The sequence below is a fragment of the Jeongeupia sp. USM3 genome, from assembly GCF_001808185.1.
Classification (GTDB): Bacteria; Pseudomonadota; Gammaproteobacteria; order Burkholderiales; family Chitinibacteraceae; genus Jeongeupia.
Genome location: NZ_CP017668.1, coordinates 1,645,078 through 1,665,343, shown reverse-complemented (window position 1 = coordinate 1,665,343; position 20,266 = coordinate 1,645,078). Strand labels below are relative to the sequence as shown.

At 66.1% G+C, this 20,266-nt stretch carries 22 protein-coding genes; 7 read left to right on the top strand and 15 right to left on the bottom strand.

Annotated features, from left to right (window positions below; all coding sequences use genetic code 11):
• Nucleotides 1-95 precede the first annotated feature (95 nt).
• The gene (locus BJP62_RS07900) at nt 96-956 is read right to left on the bottom strand and encodes a PIG-L deacetylase family protein (RefSeq protein ID WP_070528659.1); all 861 of its coding nucleotides are present in this window, start codon (nt 954-956) and stop codon (nt 96-98) included.
• Between the two features lie 324 nt (nt 957-1,280).
• On the opposite strand from BJP62_RS07900, the gene BJP62_RS07895 reads away from it, so the two are divergent.
• Nucleotides 1,281-2,330: a DUF475 domain-containing protein gene (locus BJP62_RS07895; protein WP_070532475.1), complete on the top strand. Its 1,050-nt coding sequence runs from the start codon at nt 1,281-1,283 to the stop codon at nt 2,328-2,330.
• 58 nt (nt 2,331-2,388) lie between these two features.
• Here BJP62_RS07895 and BJP62_RS07890 read toward each other — a convergent pair whose 3' ends face one another.
• Nucleotides 2,389-3,336 carry a TerC family protein gene (locus BJP62_RS07890; protein WP_070528656.1) on the bottom strand — a complete coding sequence of 316 codons (948 nt, stop codon included), beginning with the start codon at nt 3,334-3,336 and terminating at the stop codon, nt 2,389-2,391.
• A gap of 93 nt (nt 3,337-3,429) precedes the next feature.
• On the opposite strand from BJP62_RS07890, the gene BJP62_RS07885 reads away from it, so the two are divergent.
• Together BJP62_RS07885 and trpS are read left to right on the top strand one after the other, a co-directional pair.
• The gene (locus BJP62_RS07885) at nt 3,430-4,227 is read left to right on the top strand and encodes a TatD family hydrolase (RefSeq protein ID WP_083300786.1); all 798 of its coding nucleotides are present in this window, start codon (nt 3,430-3,432) and stop codon (nt 4,225-4,227) included.
• 179 nt (nt 4,228-4,406) lie between these two features.
• Complete coding sequence (gene trpS / locus BJP62_RS07880; RefSeq protein ID WP_070528652.1) at nt 4,407-5,420, top strand: tryptophan--tRNA ligase; 1,014 nt, start codon at nt 4,407-4,409, stop codon at nt 5,418-5,420.
• Between the two features lie 69 nt (nt 5,421-5,489).
• Here the strand turns inward: trpS and BJP62_RS07875 are convergent, their stop codons facing one another.
• From BJP62_RS07875 to gpmI, 6 genes are all read right to left on the bottom strand, one after another.
• Complete coding sequence (locus tag BJP62_RS07875; RefSeq protein ID WP_070528649.1) at nt 5,490-6,296, bottom strand: hypothetical protein; 807 nt, start codon at nt 6,294-6,296, stop codon at nt 5,490-5,492.
• Nucleotides 6,297-6,519: 223 nt separating this feature from the next.
• A complete protein-coding gene (locus tag BJP62_RS07870; protein WP_070528647.1) occupies nt 6,520-7,305 on the bottom strand; it encodes a molybdopterin-synthase adenylyltransferase MoeB in 786 nt (261 codons plus the stop codon).
• A gap of 95 nt (nt 7,306-7,400) precedes the next feature.
• Entirely contained in the window at nt 7,401-7,781 is a 381-nt protein-coding gene (locus tag BJP62_RS07865; protein WP_070528645.1) for a hypothetical protein, read from the bottom strand.
• Nucleotides 7,782-7,880: 99 nt separating this feature from the next.
• A complete protein-coding gene (locus BJP62_RS07860) occupies nt 7,881-9,341 on the bottom strand; it encodes a S41 family peptidase (RefSeq protein ID WP_070528643.1) in 1,461 nt (486 codons plus the stop codon).
• A gap of 31 nt (nt 9,342-9,372) precedes the next feature.
• Nucleotides 9,373-10,680 (bottom strand): murein hydrolase activator EnvC, encoded by a 1,308-nt coding sequence (locus tag BJP62_RS07855; RefSeq protein WP_083300785.1) that lies wholly within the window; start codon nt 10,678-10,680, stop codon nt 9,373-9,375.
• Between the two features lie 2 nt (nt 10,681-10,682).
• A complete protein-coding gene (gene gpmI, locus BJP62_RS07850) occupies nt 10,683-12,236 on the bottom strand; it encodes a 2,3-bisphosphoglycerate-independent phosphoglycerate mutase (protein WP_070528640.1) in 1,554 nt (517 codons plus the stop codon).
• A 183-nt stretch (nt 12,237-12,419) separates the two neighbouring features.
• On the opposite strand from gpmI, the gene BJP62_RS07845 reads away from it, so the two are divergent.
• Nucleotides 12,420-12,710: a helix-turn-helix transcriptional regulator gene (locus BJP62_RS07845; protein ID WP_205700982.1), complete on the top strand. Its 291-nt coding sequence runs from the start codon at nt 12,420-12,422 to the stop codon at nt 12,708-12,710.
• 4 nt (nt 12,711-12,714) lie between these two features.
• On the opposite strand, the gene BJP62_RS07840 is transcribed toward BJP62_RS07845, so the two are convergent.
• The 3 genes from BJP62_RS07840 to cutA are packed head-to-tail and all read right to left on the bottom strand — an operon-like array spanning nt 12,715 to nt 15,067.
• Nucleotides 12,715-13,182 carry a TlpA disulfide reductase family protein gene (locus BJP62_RS07840; protein ID WP_083300783.1) on the bottom strand — a complete coding sequence of 156 codons (468 nt, stop codon included), beginning with the start codon at nt 13,180-13,182 and terminating at the stop codon, nt 12,715-12,717.
• Nucleotides 13,179-14,687: a protein-disulfide reductase DsbD gene (gene dsbD / locus BJP62_RS07835; protein ID WP_205700981.1), complete on the bottom strand. Its 1,509-nt coding sequence runs from the start codon at nt 14,685-14,687 to the stop codon at nt 13,179-13,181. The genes BJP62_RS07840 and dsbD overlap by 4 nt, the downstream gene beginning before the upstream one ends.
• Before the next feature lie 32 nt (nt 14,688-14,719).
• Nucleotides 14,720-15,067, bottom strand: a complete 348-nt coding sequence (gene cutA, locus BJP62_RS07830; RefSeq protein WP_070528630.1) for a divalent-cation tolerance protein CutA — start codon at nt 15,065-15,067, stop codon at nt 14,720-14,722.
• Between cutA and BJP62_RS07825 the strand changes: the two genes are divergently transcribed.
• Nucleotides 15,066-15,479, top strand: coding sequence for an FxsA family protein (locus BJP62_RS07825; protein ID WP_070528627.1), 414 nt, complete (start codon nt 15,066-15,068; stop codon nt 15,477-15,479). The genes cutA and BJP62_RS07825 overlap by 2 nt on opposite strands.
• A 13-nt stretch (nt 15,480-15,492) precedes the next feature.
• Here the strand turns inward: BJP62_RS07825 and BJP62_RS07820 are convergent, their stop codons facing one another.
• The 4 genes from BJP62_RS07820 to BJP62_RS07805 are packed head-to-tail and all read right to left on the bottom strand — an operon-like array spanning nt 15,493 to nt 17,933.
• Complete coding sequence (locus BJP62_RS07820) at nt 15,493-15,777, bottom strand: DUF167 domain-containing protein (RefSeq protein ID WP_070528624.1); 285 nt, start codon at nt 15,775-15,777, stop codon at nt 15,493-15,495.
• Nucleotides 15,777-16,364 carry a YggT family protein gene (locus BJP62_RS07815; protein ID WP_070528621.1) on the bottom strand — a complete coding sequence of 196 codons (588 nt, stop codon included), beginning with the start codon at nt 16,362-16,364 and terminating at the stop codon, nt 15,777-15,779. Before BJP62_RS07815 ends, BJP62_RS07820 begins: the two co-directional genes overlap by 1 nt.
• Nucleotides 16,365-16,373: 9 nt before the next feature.
• Nucleotides 16,374-17,195 carry a pyrroline-5-carboxylate reductase gene (gene proC, locus BJP62_RS07810; RefSeq protein WP_070528618.1) on the bottom strand — a complete coding sequence of 274 codons (822 nt, stop codon included), beginning with the start codon at nt 17,193-17,195 and terminating at the stop codon, nt 16,374-16,376.
• Nucleotides 17,196-17,234: 39 nt separating this feature from the next.
• Nucleotides 17,235-17,933: a YggS family pyridoxal phosphate-dependent enzyme gene (locus BJP62_RS07805; RefSeq protein ID WP_236943701.1), complete on the bottom strand. Its 699-nt coding sequence runs from the start codon at nt 17,931-17,933 to the stop codon at nt 17,235-17,237.
• A gap of 91 nt (nt 17,934-18,024) precedes the next feature.
• Here BJP62_RS07805 and BJP62_RS07800 point away from each other — a divergent pair, with 91 nt between their 5' ends.
• Together BJP62_RS07800 and BJP62_RS07795 are read left to right on the top strand one after the other, a co-directional pair.
• Nucleotides 18,025-19,068: a type IV pilus twitching motility protein PilT gene (locus tag BJP62_RS07800; RefSeq protein WP_070528607.1), complete on the top strand. Its 1,044-nt coding sequence runs from the start codon at nt 18,025-18,027 to the stop codon at nt 19,066-19,068.
• 58 nt (nt 19,069-19,126) lie between these two features.
• The gene (locus BJP62_RS07795; protein WP_070528604.1) at nt 19,127-20,263 is read left to right on the top strand and encodes a PilT/PilU family type 4a pilus ATPase; all 1,137 of its coding nucleotides are present in this window, start codon (nt 19,127-19,129) and stop codon (nt 20,261-20,263) included.
• Nucleotides 20,264-20,266 lie beyond the last annotated feature (3 nt).

Here is a 20,266-nt window from a genome sequence, read left to right as displayed (position 1 = left end):
CCATCGGCATTGCGCGCCGCGCGGACAGGTACAGTGGCCGCGCGGCGAAAGCAAAACAGGCTGCCGGGGCAGCCTGTTCGCGGTGCGAGTCCGGTTCAGCCGAACAGTGCGCGGATGTCGTCGCCTTCGGCCAGGGTGTACTTGGCCGGATTCTCGAGCAGCTTGCCGCCGTCGAACTTGCTGACCTTGTAGATGGTACCGAACGAGAACGTCGGCGCAGCCGCACCCTGGCCGCCGCAGACCTCGGCACCGCGCCGGACGTTGTCGGCCATCCAGCCCGGCAGGCGCAGGTGGTAGGGGTTGCGGCGCACTTCCTCGACATGGCACGCCAGCGCGGCGATCAGGTCGGCGGTATCGGCGTTGCCGGTCGCGATCAGCGCGTTCGGTGCGTCCATCTGGCGCCAGAACTCGCTCTGCGCCAGCGTGCAGGCGTGGCCGGCCTGCTTCAATGCATCGACGACCAGATAGTGGGTGCCGATGTGCGCCGAGTGGTAGTCGTTGTCGTGCGGGCACACACAGACGGCCGGCTGGTATTTCTCGATCAGTGCGGCGAGCACGTTGACCTTTTCGGCCCAGGCCACGGGGTCGTCGCTGCGGGTCTTGGGCGATACGCCCATCAGGCCGCCCGGGATGGTTTCCTGCAGTTCCCAGCCGAGCAGCTCGCACGCGTTCGATACCTCGACCCAACGCTCCGGCTGGCGCTTGAGGTTCGAGCCCTGCGTCACCGCAACGTTGACGACGCGGAAACCCGCTTCGCGGCCGAGGCGCAGCGGCAGCGCGCCGATGATGCATTCGTCGTCCGGGTGCGGCGCGAAGATCATCACGACCGGCGCGTCGGCGGCCGGCGCCGTGCGGGCGGGCAGATTCAGGCCTTCCAGCGAGCCGAACAGCGGGGCATCCTGTTTTTGCAGCAGCGCGTCGTGCGCCTGAACCAGATCGAGATAAGCGTGACTCATGCGGGGCTCCGTTCGGGGGAAACAGCTTGGACCTGGCCCACTGGACGGCTGTGCCTGCGATTCTGCCGCCGTTCGATGCCCGGAATCCGCATGGACTTCAGTCCATTCCGGCTTCTGCGCTTCGGGTGGCGGCCAACTGCTTTGGCTCGCCCGCCCATCGGGATAGGTGCTTATTGTGCAAAGCCAAAAGTATAGAGACTTTGCCTGACACGAACCATGCCCGTCTGCACTGCCGTTGTGCTGGATCAGGGCGCCGCGGCTGGCGGCGGCGAAGGGACGCCGGATTCGGGGGCATAATGGCGCTTTGCCACTATGCTGTGCGTCATGCTGCGCTATTTCCATTCTTCCTTCATCGTCACCGCCATCGGCCTTGTACTGGCCTGGCTGATCGGCGGCTGGGTCGGGCTCTGGGTCACGTTCAACCTGGCACTGCTCGAAACCAGCCTGTCGTTCGACAACGCCGTCGTCAACGCCTCGATCCTCAAGCACTGGGACGAAAAATGGCGTCGCCGCTTCCTCGTCTGGGGGATGCTGATCGCGGTATTCGGCATGCGCCTGCTGTTCCCGCTGGTCATCGTCGGCGTGATTGCGCAGGCATCGCCGCTGCCCGGGCCGATCTCGCTGTACGAATGGGCGATGAACGGCCACTGGCCGGCGAACGATGTGCTGACGATGGCAATCATGCGCCCCGACCACTACGCGGCAACGCTGACGTCGGCGCACATCGAGGTCACCGCCTTTGGCGGCGCCTTCCTGATGATGGTGTTCTGGGCGTTCTTCCTGAACCGCGACAAGCGCGATCACTGGATCAAGCCGCTCGAAGCCGGGCTGGCGCACATCGGCCGGTTGAACATGGCCGCGGCGATCCTGTCGCTGGCGGTGCTGCTGGCGCTGGCGAGCGAGCTGCCCGAGCACGAGGCTTACCGTTTCCTGTCGGCCGGGCTGTGGGGCGTGGTGATCTACGCGATCGTCGAAAGCCTTGGCGCGCTGCTTGGCGACGAAAACACCGCCGCCAAGACCGGCTGGGGCGGCTTCATCTATCTCGAACTGCTCGACGCCTCGTTCTCGTTCGACGGCGTGCTCGGCGCATTTGCGCTGACCAAGAACATCTTCCTGATCGCGATCGGCCTCGGCATCGGCGCGATGTTCGTCCGCAGCTTCACGCTGGCACTGGTCGAGAAGGGCACGCTGTCGACGCTGCGCTACCTCGAGCACGGCGCGTTCTGGGCCATCGGCTCGCTGGCGGCGGTGATGCTGATTGCGCCGCTCGTCCACGTCCCCGAGGCGCTGACCGGCGGGATGGCCGCGGTGCTGATCGTCGCGGCGGCGGTCCACTCGTGGTGGCTGAACCGGCGCGAAGCCGACCGTAAGTAAGCACTGGAAAAAACAAAACGGCCCGACGGGCCGTTTTGCTTGCGGGGGAGATGCCCGATCATTTCTCGGGTATCGGTTCGCCGCGGGTCTTGTACAGCGAGTACAGCACGCCGGCGAGCAGCAGGCCGAAGGTCACCGTCAGCGACAGTACCGACGGAATCTTGACGTCCATGTAGACGAGGCCGATCTTCGCACCGATGAACACCAGCACCACCGCGAGCGCGTACTTGAGGTAGTGGAAGCGGTGCACCATCGCCGCCAGCGCGAAGTACAGCGCGCGCAGGCCGAGGATTGCGAAGATGTTCGACGTGTAGACGATGAACGGATCCTGCGTAATCGCGAAGATTGCCGGGATGCTGTCGACCGCGAATACGAGGTCGGCCGCTTCGACCATCACCAGCGCCAGGAACAGCGGCGTCGCCCACCAGCCGGCGGTCTTGCCGATCGTTTCGCCACGGACGAAGAAGTGGCTGCCCTGCAGCGTCGGCACCATGCGCAGGTGGCGCTTGAAGAACTTGAACATCCGGTTGTTCTCGATGTCCGGATCTTCGTCATTGGCCACGAGCATCTTGATGCCGGTGATGATCAGGAAGGCGCCGAACACCAGCAGGATCCAGCTGAACTGGTGCACCAGCGCCGCGCCGAGGCCGATCATCACCGCGCGCATCACGATGGCGCCGAGAATGCCCCAGAACAGCACCCGGTGCTGCAACTCGCGCGGAATCGCCAGGCTGGTGAAGATCAGCGAGATGATGAACACGTTGTCCATCGACAGCGACTTCTCGACCAGGAAGCCGGTGAAGTAGTCCATCCCCGCCTGCGGGCCCTTGAACGACCAGACCCAGGCGCCGAACAGGAGGCCTGCGCCGATATAGAACGCCGAGAGCTTCAGGCTCTTCTTGATGCTGATTTCATTGTTGCCGCGGTTGAGAAAACCGAGGTCGAAGGCGAGCAGCGCCAGCACCACGCCGATGAACACGCCCCAAATCCATAATTCACTGCCCATATGATCCCCGTTCGGTATGGCATTATTCTGATGTAGTGGCCGCACAGCGCGGCCGCCAGTTAGACACAGATAGTAAACGCTCGAGAGAGTTCCGTGCTGATCGACAGTCATTGCCACCTGGATGCGCCCGAGTTCGACACCGACCGCGACCGGGTCGTCGCGGCGGCTGGCACGGCGGGGCTTGTGCAGCTGGTGGTGCCGTCTGTCGGCGCGGCGATGTTCGAGGGTACGCGGCGGATGCGCGAACGCTACGGCTGCGCCGTTGCCTACGGGCTGCATCCGCTCTACATCGCCGAGCATCGCGACGAACACCTCGCGCTGCTCGCCGATTGGCTGGTACGTGAGCCGGCCGTCGCCGTCGGCGAAATCGGCCTCGATTTCTACGTGCCGGGGCTCGATCCGGTCCGGCAGGTCGACGTGTTCGAGGCGCAGCTCAGGCTGGCGCGCGATCTCGATCTGCCGGTCATCGTCCACATCCGCCGCAGCCAGGACCAGGTGCTCAAGTACCTGCGCAAGTGGCGGGTCAGGGGCGGCATTGCCCATGCGTTCAACGGCAGCGTCCAGCAGGCCGAAGCGTTCATGGCGCTGGGCTTCAAGCTCGGTTTCGGCGGCGCGATGACCTACAGCGGATCGCAACGGATACGCCGGCTCGCCGCCGAATTGCCGCTCGACGCGATCGTGCTCGAAACCGACGCGCCGGACATCCCGCCAGCCTGGCTCGCCGGGCCGCCACCCGGGCGCAATGCGCCGGATCAGCTGCCTCGGATCGCGGCCGAGCTCGCCGGGCTGCGCGGCGTTGCGGTCGACGCGGTGCTGGCGGCGACCGCTTCCAGTGTGCAGGCGGTGCTCGGGCCGCTCGGCCGGATGCACGAGGCTGGACACCCGGCGTGATCGCCGCCAGAATGACCGCCATGTACCGAACAACCGCAACAGTCCGTCCGGCCCGAGGCCGCTGGTGGCGCCGCTGACATAGCGGCGGGCCACGTTGCGTGAACCATGCCGCCGGACCGGGCGGCATGTGTATTTCTGCGGTACCGGTCCGGCGGCCCCATCCGACAGGGAGCTCGACCATGAACGCCATTCCTCCGAACCAGACCATCCTTACCGGCGACCGCCCGACCGGGCCCTTGCACCTCGGCCACTACGTCGGCTCGTTGCAGAACCGCGTGGTTTTCCAGGACCAGCACACGCAGTACCTGATGCTCGCCGACGCGCAGGCGTTCACCGACAATATGGGCGACCGCGACAAGGTGCGCCGCAACGTGCTCGAGGTCGCACTCGACTATCTGGCCTGTGGCATCGACCCGGCCAAGAGCACGATCTTTATCCAGTCCCAGTTGCCCGAGCTGACCGAGCTGACGTTCTACTACCTGAACCTCGTCACCGTTGCGCGGCTCGAACGCAATCCGACGGTGAAGGAGGAAATCCGCCTGCGCGATTTCCAGCGCGACATCCCGGCCGGTTTTTTCACCTATCCGGTCAGCCAGGCCGCCGACATCACCGCGTTCAAGGCAACCCTGGTGCCGGTCGGTGCCGATCAGGCGCCGATGATCGAGCAATCGAACGAAATCGTCCGGAAGTTCAACGCCAACGTCGGTCAGGACATCCTGGTCGAAGCGGCCGCGGTGATCCCGGCGATGGGCCGGCTGCCGGGCATCGACGGTAAGGCCAAGATGAGCAAGTCGCTCGGCAACGCGCTGGCGCTGTCGGCCAGCGCCGACGAGGTCAGCAAGGCGGTGAAGATGATGTACACCGACCCGAACCACCTGCGCGTGGCTGATCCGGGCCAGGTCGAAGGCAATGTGGTGTTCACCTACCTCGACGTATTCGAGCCGGACACCGCCTTGGTCGAGGACCTGAAGGCACACTACCGTCGTGGTGGCCTTGGCGACATGGTGATCAAGCGCCAGCTGGAACAACGCCTGCAAGCCTTGCTGGAGCCGATTCGCGCCCGCCGGGCCGAGTTTGCCGCCGATCCGGCCGAAGTGATGCGGATGCTGGCGCAAGGCACCGACAAGGCACGCGCCGTTGCCGCGCAGACGCTGTCCGAGGTCAAGGCCGCGCTGGGGCTCAACTACTTCTGAGCGTGCGCAGGCACAAAAAAGCGAGGCGCTGGGCCTCGCTTTTTTGTTGGAGCGGCAGGCCGCTCGCGCTCAGCCCAGCGCATGTCGGACCTCGGACAGCGTCTGCGCTGCGACCTCGCGGGTCCGGTCGATGCCGCGCTGCAGTTGCCGGGCGACGGCATCGCGCGACAGGGCGGCGCGGCGTTCGCGCAGCGGCGCAACGAAGGCTTCGAGGCAATGCGCCAGATGCAGCTGCAGCACGTCGTCGGCCAGGCCGCCACGGCGGAACTTGGCTTTCAGGTCGTCGAGGAAGTGGATGTCCGATTCGAACGCATCGAGGTAGGCAAAGATCGGGTGCTGTTCGACACCGAGCTTTTCGGCCGGCAGCGCCATCGTCAGCACGGCGGCGCGCAGCTCGGCCGGTGTCGACGTCAGGCCGACCTCGCGACCGAGCGGGGCCAGCGCGCGCCGGGATTCGGGCAGCGCCAGCGCTTCCGGCAGCAGCTCGCGTCCGGCCAGGCTGTTGCAGTGGCGGGCGATGCGGTTGGCTTCGGAGAGTTGCGTCGATTGCGGCAAGGCGGCCAGCGCCGGGCGGATCGCGGTCATCGCGGTCGCGGTGCGGCTGGCGGGCAGCAGCGGCGCGAAGCAGCGGCCGATGTCGGCGAGTTCCGGGACCTGGCCGGCGGCGAAGATCGTGCACCGGTCGGCGTCGACGCCGACGGCCAGATGGTCGAGCACGGTGTCGAGCGGCGCGCCATCGTCGAGCATCAGGAACGGCCGATGGCGATCGAGGAAGGGCAGGCGGCGGTTCAGCGTGGCCAGCGTATCGCCGACGGTGAGCGCATGTTGCGCCGGATTGCCGAGCAGGATGGTGACGGGATTGCGGGGTTCGGTCATGGTATCGGTCCTTTGTGCTGTGGACCACCGACCAGGGAGGGTATCTTGAGTGCTACAAACAACGATGCCGCCTGATCGGCGGCATGTGTTCGTGAGTAGTCCTGGCCGCCTTTAGATATACGGGCGGTACCAATAATTCTGGCGGGAAAGGGGCAGGGACTTGGTGTTCATGGGAAGCACTCTACGCGGATGGGCCGGGCTTGGAATGCGGGAAAACCCGTATTCATGCCGGACGGGCTTCGCCGCAGACCGGGCAGGCCGGGTCCTTGCGGTACTTCATCTCCCGCCATTGCAGCGTCCGCGCATCGAGCAGCTGCAGCCGGCCGGCCAGCACCGGCAGGCCGATCAGCAGCTTCAGCGCCTCGGCCGCCTGTGCTGCGCCGATGATGCCGGTCAGCGGCGCGAACACGCCGAAGGTCGCACAGGGACCGTCCGATGCGTCACCGTCCTCGCCGAACAGACAGTGGTAGCACGGCTGGGCCGGGTCGCGCAGGTCGAACGTCGTCAACTGGCCGTCGAAGCGGACCGCCGCACCGGAGACCAGCGGCACGCGGGCGGTGACACAGGCCCTGTTGACTGCATGGCGGGTCGCGAAGTTGTCGCAGCAATCGAGCACGACGTCGGCGTCGCCAAGCAGGGCGGCCAGCCGGGCCGCATCGACGCGTTCATGCAGCGGCCGGATCGTGATGTGCGGATTCAGCGCCCGCATCGACTCGGCGGCCGACTGCGCCTTGTTGACGCCGATTCTTGCCTCGGTGTGGGCGATCTGCCGCTGCAGGTTCGTCAGGTCGACCGCGTCGTCGTCGACGACGGTGATCGTGCCGACGCCGGCGCTGGCCAGATAGAGCAGCGCCGGCGAGCCGAGCCCGCCGGCGCCGATCACCAGCGCGTGGGCATCGGCCAGCGCCTGCTGGCCTTCGACGCCGATTTCGTCGAGCAGGATGTGGCGACTGTAGCGCAGCAGCGCCGCATCGTCGAGTTCGGCATGGCGGGTCGGGCAGAGGGTCATGGCGCGCAACTCAAAAAGCGGGGCGATCAGTATAACCGCCCCGGAGTTCGCTCTCGTTGCTGCAACTCAGGCCTGGCTCCGATACGGCAACCGGATCAGAGGTAGCGCCTGAGCTCCTCTGGCGTTTCGTCGGAATCGCCATGAGGATGGTGTCCCCACGCCTGCACGTAGATGTCGCGTGCCTTGACGTTGTGTTCGGGGACGTTCAGGTTGTCGCGCTCGACGTCGTCGGCGTAGCGGGCCAGTGCGCGGCCCAGCAACTGCAGCGGGCCGGACGCCAGCACCAGCCCGTTGTCCAGCAGCCAGGCTTCGAGCTCGGCAAATGAATGGGTGGCGGACGAGTAGGACACGCTGACACGCCGTTCGCCGGCAGCCAGGGCCGACACCCCGGGAAGCCGGGACAGCAGCTGCAGCGCCCGGGCAGCCTGACCTTCCGGCTCGGCGCTGAATGCGAACTGCGTGCGGGTATCCGGCATGATCGTCTCCCTTCACCTTGTTCCTACTCTAGGCCCGGAAACGACGGATTGCACGCTGCGCTGCAGCAGAAAAAAACCCCGCCGGAGCGGGGTTCGGACTTACTTGGCAGCCTTGGGCTTGGCCGCCGGCTCGCTCTTGGGCTGGTCCTTCTGCTGCAGCAGTTGCTGGACCTTGAGCACGCTGAACGCCTGCTGAAGCTGGTAGTCCTTCTTCGACACCAGTTCGCGCGGGCTGTCGCTGTCCGGCTCGCTTGCATCGACCTTGGGCGCCGCCTTCGGACGGATCACCGACCTGGGCTTCGAAGCGTCGCTCTTGCCGCCCTTGTCGCTCGGATTGTTGAGGTGGTGCTCGAGGTCGGCCTCGCGGACGCGCAGGCCGTTGTCCTCGCGACCGTTCAGCGTTGCTTCTTCGACCTCGATGTCCGGCGTGATGCCCTTGGCCTGGATCGAGCGGCCGTTCGGCGTGTAGTAGCGTGCGGTCGTGAGCTTGACCGCCGACTTGGCGTCGATCGGCAGGATGGTCTGCACCGAGCCCTTGCCGAACGACTGCGTGCCGACGACGAGCGCCCGCTTGTGGTCCTGCAGCGCGCCGGCGACGATTTCCGACGCCGATGCCGAGCCACCGTTGACCAGGACGACCAGCGGCACGTTCTTGATGTCCTTGGGCAGGCTGGCGAGATAGTCGCCCTTGTTGCCCGGACGCAGGTAGTTCTCGCGATCGGCCGTCAGGCGGATCTTGGCGTCGGCGGTGCGGCCTTCGGTGTAGACGACGAGCGAGCCCTTGGGCAGGAAGGCGGCGGAGACGCCGACGGCGCTGTTGAGCAGGCCGCCCGGGTCGTTGCGCAGGTCGAGGACGATGCCCTTGAGCGGCGTCTTGTTGTCCTTGTAGAGCGTCTCGATCGCCTTGGCCAGCGTCTCGGTGGTGCGTTCCTGGAACTGGGTCACGCGGATGTAGCCGTAGTCGGGCTCGGCGAGCTTGAACTTGACGCTCTGCACCTGGATCACCGCACGCTTGAGCGTCAGCACCAGCGGTTTGGCTTCGCCCTTGCGCAGGATCGTCAGCGTGACGCTGCTGCCGGCCTTGCCGCGCATCTTGTTCACGGCATCGGTCAGCGACATGCCCTGGACCTGGGTGTCGTCGATCTTGACGATGTAGTCACCGGCCTTGATGCCGGCCTTGTCGGCCGGGGTGTCCTCGATCGGCGAGACGATGCGTACCAGCCCGTCTTCCATGTTCACTTCGAGGCCGAGGCCGCCGAATTCGCCCTGCGTGGTTTCCTGCAGGTCCTTGAAGTCCTTGGCGTCGAGGTAGGTCGAGTGCGGGTCGAGCCCGGAAACCATGCCCTTGATCGCTTCGGAAATCAGCTTCTTGTCTTCGACCGGCTCGACGTAGTTTTGCTTGATCAGCCCGAACACGGTTGAAAAGGCCCGGAGTTCGTCGATCGGCAGCGGATTGGGGTTGGCGTCCTTGTCGGCAACGGCGTTGAACGACAGCGACACGGCGACGCCGAGGCTGGCGCCGACGCACAGGAGGCCCAGTTTCTGCAATTTTTGCTTCATCGTGAGGGGGCTTTTTTATCCGGGGGTAAGGTCAGCCGATCCAACCCTGCGGGTCGAGCGGACGGCCGTTCTGTCTGAGTTCAAAATATACACCGGAATCCACCATGCCACCGCTGTTGCCACTGGTGGCAATTGTGTCACCGGCATTGACGCTGTCACCGACGTGCTTGAGCACCGACTCGTTGCCGGCATAGAGGCTCATGTAGCCACCGCCGTGCTCGACGATGACGAGGTTGCCGAAGCCGCGCAGCCAGTCGGCGAACACGACGCGGCCGCTGGCGACCGCATGCACCGGCTGGCCCGGTGCCGCCTTGATCATCATGCCTTTCCACGTCGTGCCTTCGGCGCGCGATGCGCCGTAGCGGCCGACGATCTCGCCGCGGACCGGCAGCTTGAGCCTGCCCCTGAGCGAGGCGAAGGCCTTGCCCGACAGGCTGGCATCCGGCACGTCGTCGTTGACCTCGGCCTTGGGCTCGGGCGCCGGTTTCGGTGCGGGTTTGCCCTCGGACTTGGCCTGCGCCGCGGCGCGGGCGTTGGCCTCGCGGACGGCCTTGGCGCGCGCAGCGGCTTCGGCGCGTCTCTTGGCCGCGGCGCGTGCGCGTTCGGCTTCCTGCTTTTTGATCAGCGCGTTGAGCCGGTCGATCAGCCCGGTCAGGCGCTTTTCGTCGGCGCTGAGCTTCTGGATCTGGCCGCGCTGGCTGGCGACTTCGGCCGACAACTGCTCGACCAGTACCTGGCGTTTGTTCTGTTCGGTCTGCAGCCGGGTTTTCTGCCGCTGCTTTTCGCTGCTCATCGCCGCCAGTTCGTCCTGTCTGGCGCGGATCTCGTCGGCAAGCAGGTTCAGTTCGGCGAGCTGCGCTTCGAGCTGGCTGGCCAGTTGCTGCTGCGCGGCGACCAGGTAGCGGTAGTAACCGAGCGTGCGGTTGACCTGGTTCGGGTCCTGCTGGTTGAGCAGCAGGCGCCAGGCTTCGAGCTCGCCGCTCTTGTAGCGCGACTTGATCACCCTGGCCAGCCGCTGCTGGCTCTGCGCAATGTGCTGCTGGGCCGCGGCGATCTCGGCCTCGAGCTTCGCGAGTTCGGCCTGCGTCAGCGAACGCTGGGTATTTAGGTCACCGAGGATGCGGTTGGCGTCCGAGATCGCCGATTCCGAATCCCTGAGCGCATCGCTCGCTTCCTTGCGGTCCGACTCGGTGTCGGCGAGGTCCTTCTTCAGCGCGTCGATATGACCGCGCAGCGACTTGAGCTCCTGCTGCTTCTCGGCACTTTGCAGGCGGGAGTCGGCCGGTGCCGCGCAGACACCGGCCGAGAGCAGTACGGTCAGGGCGAGGACGCGCCGCACGGTCAGGCGAAGTCGACGAGCGAGCGGCCGGTCATTTCGACCGGTTGCGGCAGCCCCATCAGCTTGAGCAGCGTCGGCGCGATGTCGCGCAGCGCGCCGGCGCCACGCGGTGCCATCGTCGCATCGCGACCGACGTAGATGAACGGCACGACGTCGGTCGTGTGCTGGGTGTGCGGCTGGTGCGCGTTCTTGTCGTACATCAGCTCGCAGTTGCCGTGGTCGGCGGTGATCAGCACTTCGCCGCCGATCTGTCGCATCGCCTCGACGCACTTGCCGACGCAGACGTCGAGCGTTTCGACGGCCTTGACCGCAGCGTCGAAGATGCCGGTGTGGCCGACCATGTCGCCGTTGGCGAGGTTGCAGATGATCGCCGCGTACTGCTGCGATTCGATCGCGGCGACGATCTTGTCGGCGACTTCGAGCGCGCTCATTTCCGGCTGCAGGTCATAGGTCGCGACCTTGGGGCTCGGCACCAGCACGCGGTCTTCGCCCTGGAATTCCTTTTCCTCGCCACCCGAGAAGAAGTAGGTGACGTGCGGGTACTTCTCGGTTTCGGCGATGCGCAGCTGCTTGAGGCCGAGCGAGGCGATGTATTCGCCGAAGCTGTTCTTGACCTTTTCCTTCTCGTACGCCGCCGGGAAGGGGTAGCTCTCGGCGTAGCGCGTTGCGGTACAGAAGTAGCCGAACTGCGGCACGCGCGGACGGGCGAAGCCGTCGAATGCGGCGTCGGTCAGCGCGACGGCGATCTGGCGGGCGCGGTCGGCGCGGAAGTTCATGAACACGGCGACGTCGCCGTCCTCGATCCGCGCCGGTGCGCCGATGCTGGTCGCGCCGACGAACTCGTCGTTCTCGTCACGGGCGTAGGCGGCCTTGAGGCCGTCGATCGCGGTGTCGGCATGATGCAGGCCCCGGCCGTCGACGATGAGCTTGTACGCCGGCGCAACGCGCTCCCAGCGCTTGTCGCGGTCCATTACCCAGTAGCGGCCGACGATGCCGACGATGCGGGCGACCTTGGCGTCGTCGCAGACTTTCTGCAATTTGGCGAGGTATTGCTCGGCGCTGCGCGGCGGCGTGTCGCGGCCGTCGAGGAAGGCGTGGACGTGGATGGCCTTGACGCCGGCGGCCGCCGCGTCCTTGATCAGGGCATGGATGTGCGCTTCGTGGGCGTGGACGCCGCCGTCGGAGACGAGGCCCATCACGTGCAGCGTCTTACCGGTGGATTTGGCCTTCTCGATCGCCTCGGCGAATACCGGATTCTGGCCGAGCGCGCCGGCGGCGACGTCGACGTCGATCCGGCTGATGTCCTGCAGCAGCACGCGGCCGGCGCCGATGTTCAGGTGGCCGACCTCGGAATTGCCGAACTGGCCGTCGGGCAGGCCGACGAAGTGTTCGGATGCGTTGATCGTCGTCCACGGGTACTGGGCCAGAAGGCGGTCGATGTTCGGCTTGTTCGCTGCGGCGATTGCGTTGTCCTGGGTCTCCTCGCGGTAACCGTAACCGTCGAGAATCAGGAGCAGGACGGGTTTGACCGAAACGGCCGAATTCGCTTGCGTCATCTTGCTTGTACCTTTAGGCAAAACCGCGACGCGACTGTAAGCTGGCGTTGCGGTCGGGTTCCAAATGTCGGTAGTATTCTACCGCAATGGCATCGCTTTGCCGTCGTCACAATTCCTGCCTTCGGCCGCGCCGACCCTGCCTTGAATACAGCCTATCCCGCCATGCTCAACCCATCCGAATTAATGAGCGACGAGCATATCGAGCAAGCGTCGCGCGCCATGAAGGCGATGTCGCATCCGCTGCGCCTGAAGATTCTCTGCGTGCTCGGCGAGGACGAAGTCAGCGTCCAGGACATCGTCGACGCGGTGGGCACGACGCAGTCGAACATTTCGCAGCACCTGGCGCTGATGCGCGAAAAGGGCGTGCTGCGCACCCGCAAGGACGCCAACCGCGTCTACTACCGCGTCGGCGACATCCGCACGCTCGAAGTGGTCGAGCTGCTGCGCGACGTGTTCTGCGGTTTCTCGAAGTAGGCCGTCAGCGCAGCGTTTTCAGGATCGACTCGAGCTTCTCGCCGCTGAGCCGGCCGGTGTGCGTCGACACGCGCCGGCCCTGGCTGTCGTAGATCGCCGTGTACGGCAGCGCGCCGATGGTGTTGCCCTCGGCCTTCATCAGGTCCATCGCGTCGGCCTCGCCGACCAGATTCGGATAACTGACCTTGTACTGCCTGACGAAATCGGTGACCGGCTTGGCCTCGTCGATGGCGATGCCGACGAAACGCACCTTGCCGGCGTACTTTTTCGACAGCGAAACGAACTCGGGGATTTCCTCGCGGCACGGCGAACACCACGTCGCCCAGTAGTTGACCACCAGTGGCTTGCCGCGCAAGGCGGCAAGCTTGTACGGCTTGCCGTTGACGTCCTTGAGCGCGGCGTCGAAGAAGCCGCCGGCCTGCGCGGTCAGCGAGACGAAAGCGGCGAGCGCGAACAGGGCGGGATATCTCATCGGGTTCCTTCTACGGCATTCAGCGTGGCGAGGAAGGCGTCGGCGTCCTGGAAGCCGATCACGCGCTGGCGCGAGAGCCTGCCTTCGGCATCATAGAACAGCAGCGCCGGTGGCCCGTAGAGACCGAAATGCTTGAGCAGCGCCGCGTCGTCGGCGGTGTTGCCGGTGACGTCGGCACGCAGCCGGACGAAGTGGTCGAGCCTGGCCTTGACGCGCGGGTCGGGCAGCGTTTCGCGTTCGAACTCGATGCAGCTGATGCACCAGTCGGCGTAGAAGTCGACGATCACCGGCCTGCCGCGCGCGCCGGCCACCTTGTCCTGCAGCTCGGCGACGCTGCGGACCGGCTCGAAGCTCACCGCGTGTTCACCGGGCAGCCAGCCCTGCCACAGCGGCCGGGCCACCCAGACCGCCATGCCGAGCAGCACGACGCCGAACAGCATCTTGATCCGGGCCATCGTCTTGCCGGACAGCCGCGGCAAGACCGCACTGCCGGCTGCACCGACGACCAGCAGTGGCGTGCCGATGCCGAGCGCGAGCGCATACAGCGCGCCGCCGCCGAGCGTGACGTCGCCCTGCTGGCCGAGGTAGGCGAGTGCCGCGGCCAGTGGCGGGGCGACGCAAGGGCCGACGATCAGCGCCGACAGCGCGCCCATCAGGAAAACCGGCCCGGCATGGCCACCGGGCAGGCGGGTGGCGAGTGCGTTCATGCGGCTTTGCCAGCTGCCGGGCAACTGCAGCTGGTAGCCGCCGAACATCGCCACCGACATCGCGACGAAAAACAGCGCGAACGCGCCGATGACCACCGGCTGCTGCAGCCAGACCGTCAACAGCGTGCCGCTCAGCGCCGCGGCGACGCCGACCAGCGTATACGTCAGCGCCAGTCCCTGGACGTAGACCAGCGACAGCCACAGCGCCTTGCCGCGGCCGCTGCTGCCCGGGCCGAGTACGATGCCCGAGATGATCGGCAGCAGCGGATACATGCATGCGGTCAGGGCCAGGCCGATGCCGGCGACGAAGAACAGCGCGATCGTCGCCCACTTGCCGCCGTTGAAATAGCCGTCATCGCCGGCCGCGGCGGGGGGCTCGCTGCCGGTGCGGGTCGTGCCGAACAGCGCCGCGACGCCGCCTTCGTCCTGCTGGCCCGGATGCAACAACGCCGTCTGCGGCGGGTAGCAGACGCCGGCATCGGCGCAGCCCTGGAACTTGGTGCGGATCGCCGTGCCGACCGGTGGCGTGCCTTCGAGCGGCACGACGACGTCGTGCTTGAACACTTCTACCCGGCCGAAGCTCGGGTCGTCCTTGAACTCGCCCTTGGGCGGGGCCGCGCGCAGCGGTGCCGCAGGTTCGGGGCTGAAACTCATCCGGTCGCGGTACAGGTAGTAACCCGGCGCGACGCTGAAACGCACCGCGTAGCCGCCGTCGGCCGAGACCTCGAGGCTGGCGCGGAACGCCTTGTCCGGCGGCAACAGCGAGGCAGGGTCGGCGAGGCTGAATGATGTGAGCATTGCCAGCCACAGGCCGATCAACAGGCGTACCATCAAAGCGTCACCCCGGCGTCGAGCCAGTCGAGATACGCCGGCAGGCCGGCCGCGATCGGCAGCGCGATGATTTCCGGCAGCTCGTACGGATGGTGTTCGGCGAGCCAGTCCTGCAGCGCCGGGTAGGCGGCGAGCGTGGTTTTTGCCATCAGTGGAACTTCCTCGGCCGTTTCGATTCTGCCTTCCCAGCGGTAGGTCGAGCGCACCGGCGCCAGCCGGTTGACGCATGCCGCCAGCCCGGCCTCTACGAGGCCCGCGGCCAGCCGGTCGGCGACCGCCGCATCGGGGCAGTTACAGATGACGACCACGGCGCGGTGCGACGTGGCAGCTTGTTCAGGAGTATTCATGCCTTACTTGTTTCTCGCATTCATCGTTTATCCGCTGGCCGAGATCGCCTCGCTGGTGATTGTCGCCGACTGGATCGGCGCCGGCTGGACGCTTGCCGCGCTGTTCGCTTCGGCGCTGATCGGTATCGGCATGCTGCGGCATCACCGTTTCGCCGTCGGCTGGTCGCTGGTCAACGACATGCGCAGCGGCCGGCTGGCGCCGCAGAGCCTGTTCTGGGTGGCGCGCTACTACATTGCGGCGGTGCTATTCATCGTACCGGGCTTCATTGGCGACGTGGCGGCCGTATTGATGTTGCTGCCTTGGGGACGCCGTGATACCGCAAAGGTTCCCCCGGTGCCCGATGTACTCGAAGGCGAATACCGCCGGGTAGACCCGCGCCAAGACCCCAGGCGTCGGCTCGACGATCGCTGAGCGCCGGCCGGCGTCAGCGAGGGTCGAGCAGCGCCAGCGGGTCCAGCCCGCTGCCTTCGATGACGACGAGCTTCCGCCTCGAAGACTGTCCGGACTTGATCGTCACCTGACGTTGCGGCACGCCGAACGTTTCGGCCAGCCAGGCGACGAGCCTGGCATTGGCCTTGCCGTCGACCGGCGGTGCGGCGAGCCTGAGCTTCAGCGCGTCGCCGTGCAGCCCGGCGACTTCGGTGCGTTTGGCGCCGGGCTGGACGTGCAGCCGCAGCTGCACGACATCGGCACCGGCCTCGTACCACATCAGCCGGCGACGCTGACGTGCTGCAGGATGGCAGGTTCGAGCTGGGCGACGAAGACCGACAGCACCAGCTGGATCAGCAGGATCAGGATCAGCGGGGTGATGTCGACGCCGCCGATCGGCGGGATCATCCGGCGCAGCGGCTTGAGGAAAGGGCCGGTCAGCCCGTTGAGGATGGGCATCAGCGGGTTGTGCGGCGAGATCCACGACATCAGCGCCTGGCCGATCACCGCGGCGAACAGCAGGTAGAGCGAGAGCTTGACCAGTTCGACCACGGCGACCAGCGCCAGCGCGACGACCGTCGTCACCGAGCCGAATACGAAGGGCCACGGCGTGATCGCCAGCAACAGGCCGTGCATCAGCAGCGCGGTCAGCCACGCGAGCAGCAGGCTCGCGGTATCGTAGCCGCGAACCGGCTTGACCCAGCGCCGGACCGGCAACACCGCCCAGCTCGTCAGCACCAGCACGAACTGGCCGAGCGGGTGCGAGAACGACACGCGCGCCGCCTGCAGGAAAAACCGCGTCAGCAGCAAGAGGATGAAGAATTCCGCCAGGTTGCGGATCAGGAAATCGAGGGTGGCGTTGAGCATCCGGCGTCCTTAATCGTTGCGCTCGGCGTCGCGGCCGAGTTCGTCGCCGAGTTCCTTCGAGCGCGCGGCGGCGGCGGCGGCGGCGGCGATGATGGTGCTGCGGACCTGACTGTTCTCGAGCGCATTGATCGCGCGCTCGGTCGTGCCGCCCTTGCTGGTGACCTTCTGCCGCAGCGTCGCGGCGTCGTCGTCGCTCTGCTGCGCCAGCTTCACCGCGCCGGCGAAGGTCTGGTAGGCGAGGCGGCGCGCGGTCTCGGTATCGAAGCCCTGCGCGCGCGCGGCCGCCTGCAGCGATTCGATGAAGTAGAACACGTAGGCCGGGCCCGACCCCGAGATCGCGGTGACGCCGTCGAGGTCGGCCTCGTCGTCGACCCAGACGATCTCGCCGGTCGACTCGAGCACGCGCGTCGCCAGCTGGCGGTCGGCATCGGTCGAGGCGGGCGAGGCGTAGGCACCGGCGATGCCGGCCTGGACCAGTGCCGGCGTGTTCGGCATCACGCGGATGACGCGCCCGGCGCCGAGCCAGCGGCCGATCGCGTCGCTGCGGATACCGGCGGCGATCGAGACCACCAGCGCATCACCGAGCTGCGGTGCGATCGCCTCGGCGACGGTGCGGAACTGCTGCGGCTTGATCGCGAACACCACCGCGTCGCTCGCCGGCAGCGCCTCGTCCGGTGCCGAGGTGGTGACGCCGAAATCGGCGTGCAGCTGGGCGCGCTTGGCCGCATCGGGTTCGACGACATGGACCTCGTCGCCGGCGAAACCGCGGGCGACCATGCCGCCGATCATGGCGGTCGCCATATTGCCACCACCGATAAAGCTGATTCGCATCCTTTTCTCCTTGTCGTACGTCGCCGACCGGCGGCGTGTTTATCTTTCGCTGCGGTTCAGCGCGTCGCGCCGGCCGAAAATCGCCGTACCGACCCGGACCAGCGTCGCGCCTTCGGCGATCGCGGTTTCGAGGTCGGCCGACATGCCCATCGACAGCGTATCGAGCGCGTGGCCGCGCGCGTTCAGCGCCTGCTGCAACTGCCTGAGTTGCGCGAACTGGCCGGCGAGCCGCGCCGGATCGGCCGTCGGTTCCGGAATGCACATCAGCCCGCGCAGCCTGAGCCGCGGCAGCGCCGCGACCGCGCCGGCGAGCGCAACGGCGTCGTCGGGCGCGACGCCGGACTTGCTGGCCTCGCCCGACACATTGACCTGGATGCAGACGTTCAGTTCGCCGCGTGCGTCCGGCCGCTGCGCCGACAGCCGCTCGGCGATCTTCAGCCGGTCGACCGTGTGTACCCAGTCGGCGCCCTCGGCGACGCTGCGGCTCTTGTTGCTCTGCAACGGACCGATGAAATGCCATTCGATCCCGGCCAGCTCGGCCAGCGCCGCGCGCTTGGCGGCGAACTCCTGCACGTAGTTCTCGCCGAAGGCGCGCTGGCCATGGCCGTACAGCGTGCGGACCGCCTCGGCTGGGAAGGTCTTGCTGACGGCGAGCAGGCGCACCGAACCGGCCGGGCGTTGGATGCTTACAACCGCCTCGTCGATGCGCCGGAGCACGTCTTGCCACGCTTCAAACATCGTTGCCATAATGGATTTGCCTTGATCTGGCCCTTGCCTGCGGCCTTTTTCTGCGTTCGGAGTCTGCCCCGGCAGAAGGACAAAATTATAAATGGAAATCTCAGAACTCTTGGCCTTTGCCGTCAAGAACAAGGCGTCCGACCTGCACCTGTCGTCCGGCCTGCCGCCGATGATCCGCGTGCACGGCGATGTCCGGCGCATCAACCTGCCGGCGATGGACCACAAAGACGTTCATGACATGGTCTACGACATCATGAACGACGGTCAGCGCAAGGTCTACGAAGACACGCTCGAGTGCGATTTCTCGTTCGAGATCCCCAATCTGTCCCGCTTCCGGGTCAACGCCTTCGTCCAGCAGCGCGGCGCCGGCGCGGTGTTCCGGACCATTCCGTCCAAGGTGCTGACGCTCGAGGAGCTGAACGCGCCGCGCGTGTTCACCGAGATCGCGCAGAACCCGCGCGGCCTGGTGCTCGTGACCGGGCCGACCGGCTCGGGCAAGTCGACGACGCTGGCGGCGATGGTCAACCACGTCAACGAAAACGACTACGGCCACATCCTCACCGTCGAGGATCCGATCGAATTCGTCCACCAGTCGAAGAAGTGCCTGATCAACCAGCGCGAGGTCGGGCCGCACACGATGAGCTTCTCGAACGCGCTGCGCTCGGCGCTGCGCGAAGACCCGGACGTGATCCTCGTCGGCGAAATGCGCGACCTCGAAACGATCCGGCTGGCGCTGACCGCGGCCGAAACCGGCCATCTGGTGTTCGGTACGCTGCACACGAGTTCGGCGGCCAAGACGATCGACCGCGTCGTCGACGTGTTCCCGGCGGCCGAGAAGGAAATGGTCCGGGCGATGCTGTCCGAATCGCTGCGCGCGGTGATTTCGCAGACGCTGCTCAAGACCAAGGACGGCCAGGGCCGGGTCGCGGCGCACGAGGTCATGATCGGCATTCCGGCGATCCGCAACCTGATCCGTGAGAACAAGATCGCCCAGATGTATTCGTCGATCCAGACCGGCCAGCAGTACGGGATGCAGACGCTCGACCAGTGCCTGCAGGGGCTGGTGCAGCGCAATATCGTTTCGGTTGCCGAGGCGCGGACCAAGGCCGCCAATCCGGACCACTTCAAGGGCTGAGTCCGCACGGACCTTCTCGGATAATCACAAGGCGTCATCGCCATAGAAGAGCAGGATCATGGAGAAAGAACAGTCCGCCAAGTTCATGCACGACTTGCTGCGCCACATGCGCGCCAAGGAAGCATCCGACCTGTTCATCACCGCCGACTTCCCGCCGGCGATGAAGATCGACGGCCGGGTGACGCCGGTATCGAACCAGGTGCTGTCGGCGCAGCACACCAAGGAGCTGGCGAGGGCGATCATGAACGATCGTCAGGCCGAAGAGTTCGAAGGCACCAAGGAGTGCAACTTCGCGATCAGCCCGGGCAGCCTCGGCCGCTTCCGCGTCAACGCCTTCATGCAGCAGGGCCGGGTCGGCATGGTGCTGCGGACGATCAACTCCGAGATTCCCAAGCTCGAGGACCTCGGCCTGCCGCCGGTGCTGAAAGACATCGCGATGACCAAGCGCGGTCTGGTGATCTTCGTCGGCGGCACCGGCAGCGGCAAGTCGACGTCGCTGGCGGCGATGGTGGGTCACCGCAACGAAACAGCGTACGATCACATCATCACGATCGAGGACCCGATCGAATACGTGCACGAGCACAAGCGCTCGATCGTCACCCAGCGCGAAGTCGGCGTCGATACCGACTCGTGGATGGCTGCGCTGAAGAACACGCTGCGGCAGGCGCCGGACGTGATCCTGATCGGTGAAATCCGCGACCGCGAAACGATGGACTACGCGATCGCCTTTGCCGAGACCGGCCATCTGTGCATGGCGACGCTGCACGCGAACTCGTCGAACCAGGCGCTCGACCGGATCATCAACTTCTTCCCTGAGGAGCGTAAGGCGCAACTGCTGATGGACCTGTCGCTGAACCTCAAGGCCTTCGTCTCGCAGCGGCTGGTGCCGCACCGCGCCGGCAAGGGGCGCGTTGCCGCGGTCGAGGTGATGCTCAACAGCCCGCTGATTTCCGAGCTGGTCTTCAAGGGCGACGTGCACGAGATCAAGGAGATCATGAAGCGCTCGCGCGAGCTCGGCATGCAGACCTTCGATCAGAGCCTGTTCGACCTGTACGAGGCCGGCAAGATCAGCTACGAGGATGCGCTGCGCAACGCCGACTCGGTCAACGACCTGCGGCTGCAGATCAAGCTCAACGGCACGGAAGCGAAGCAGAAGGATGTGCTGAGCGGCTTCGATCATCTGGACATCGTTTGAGAC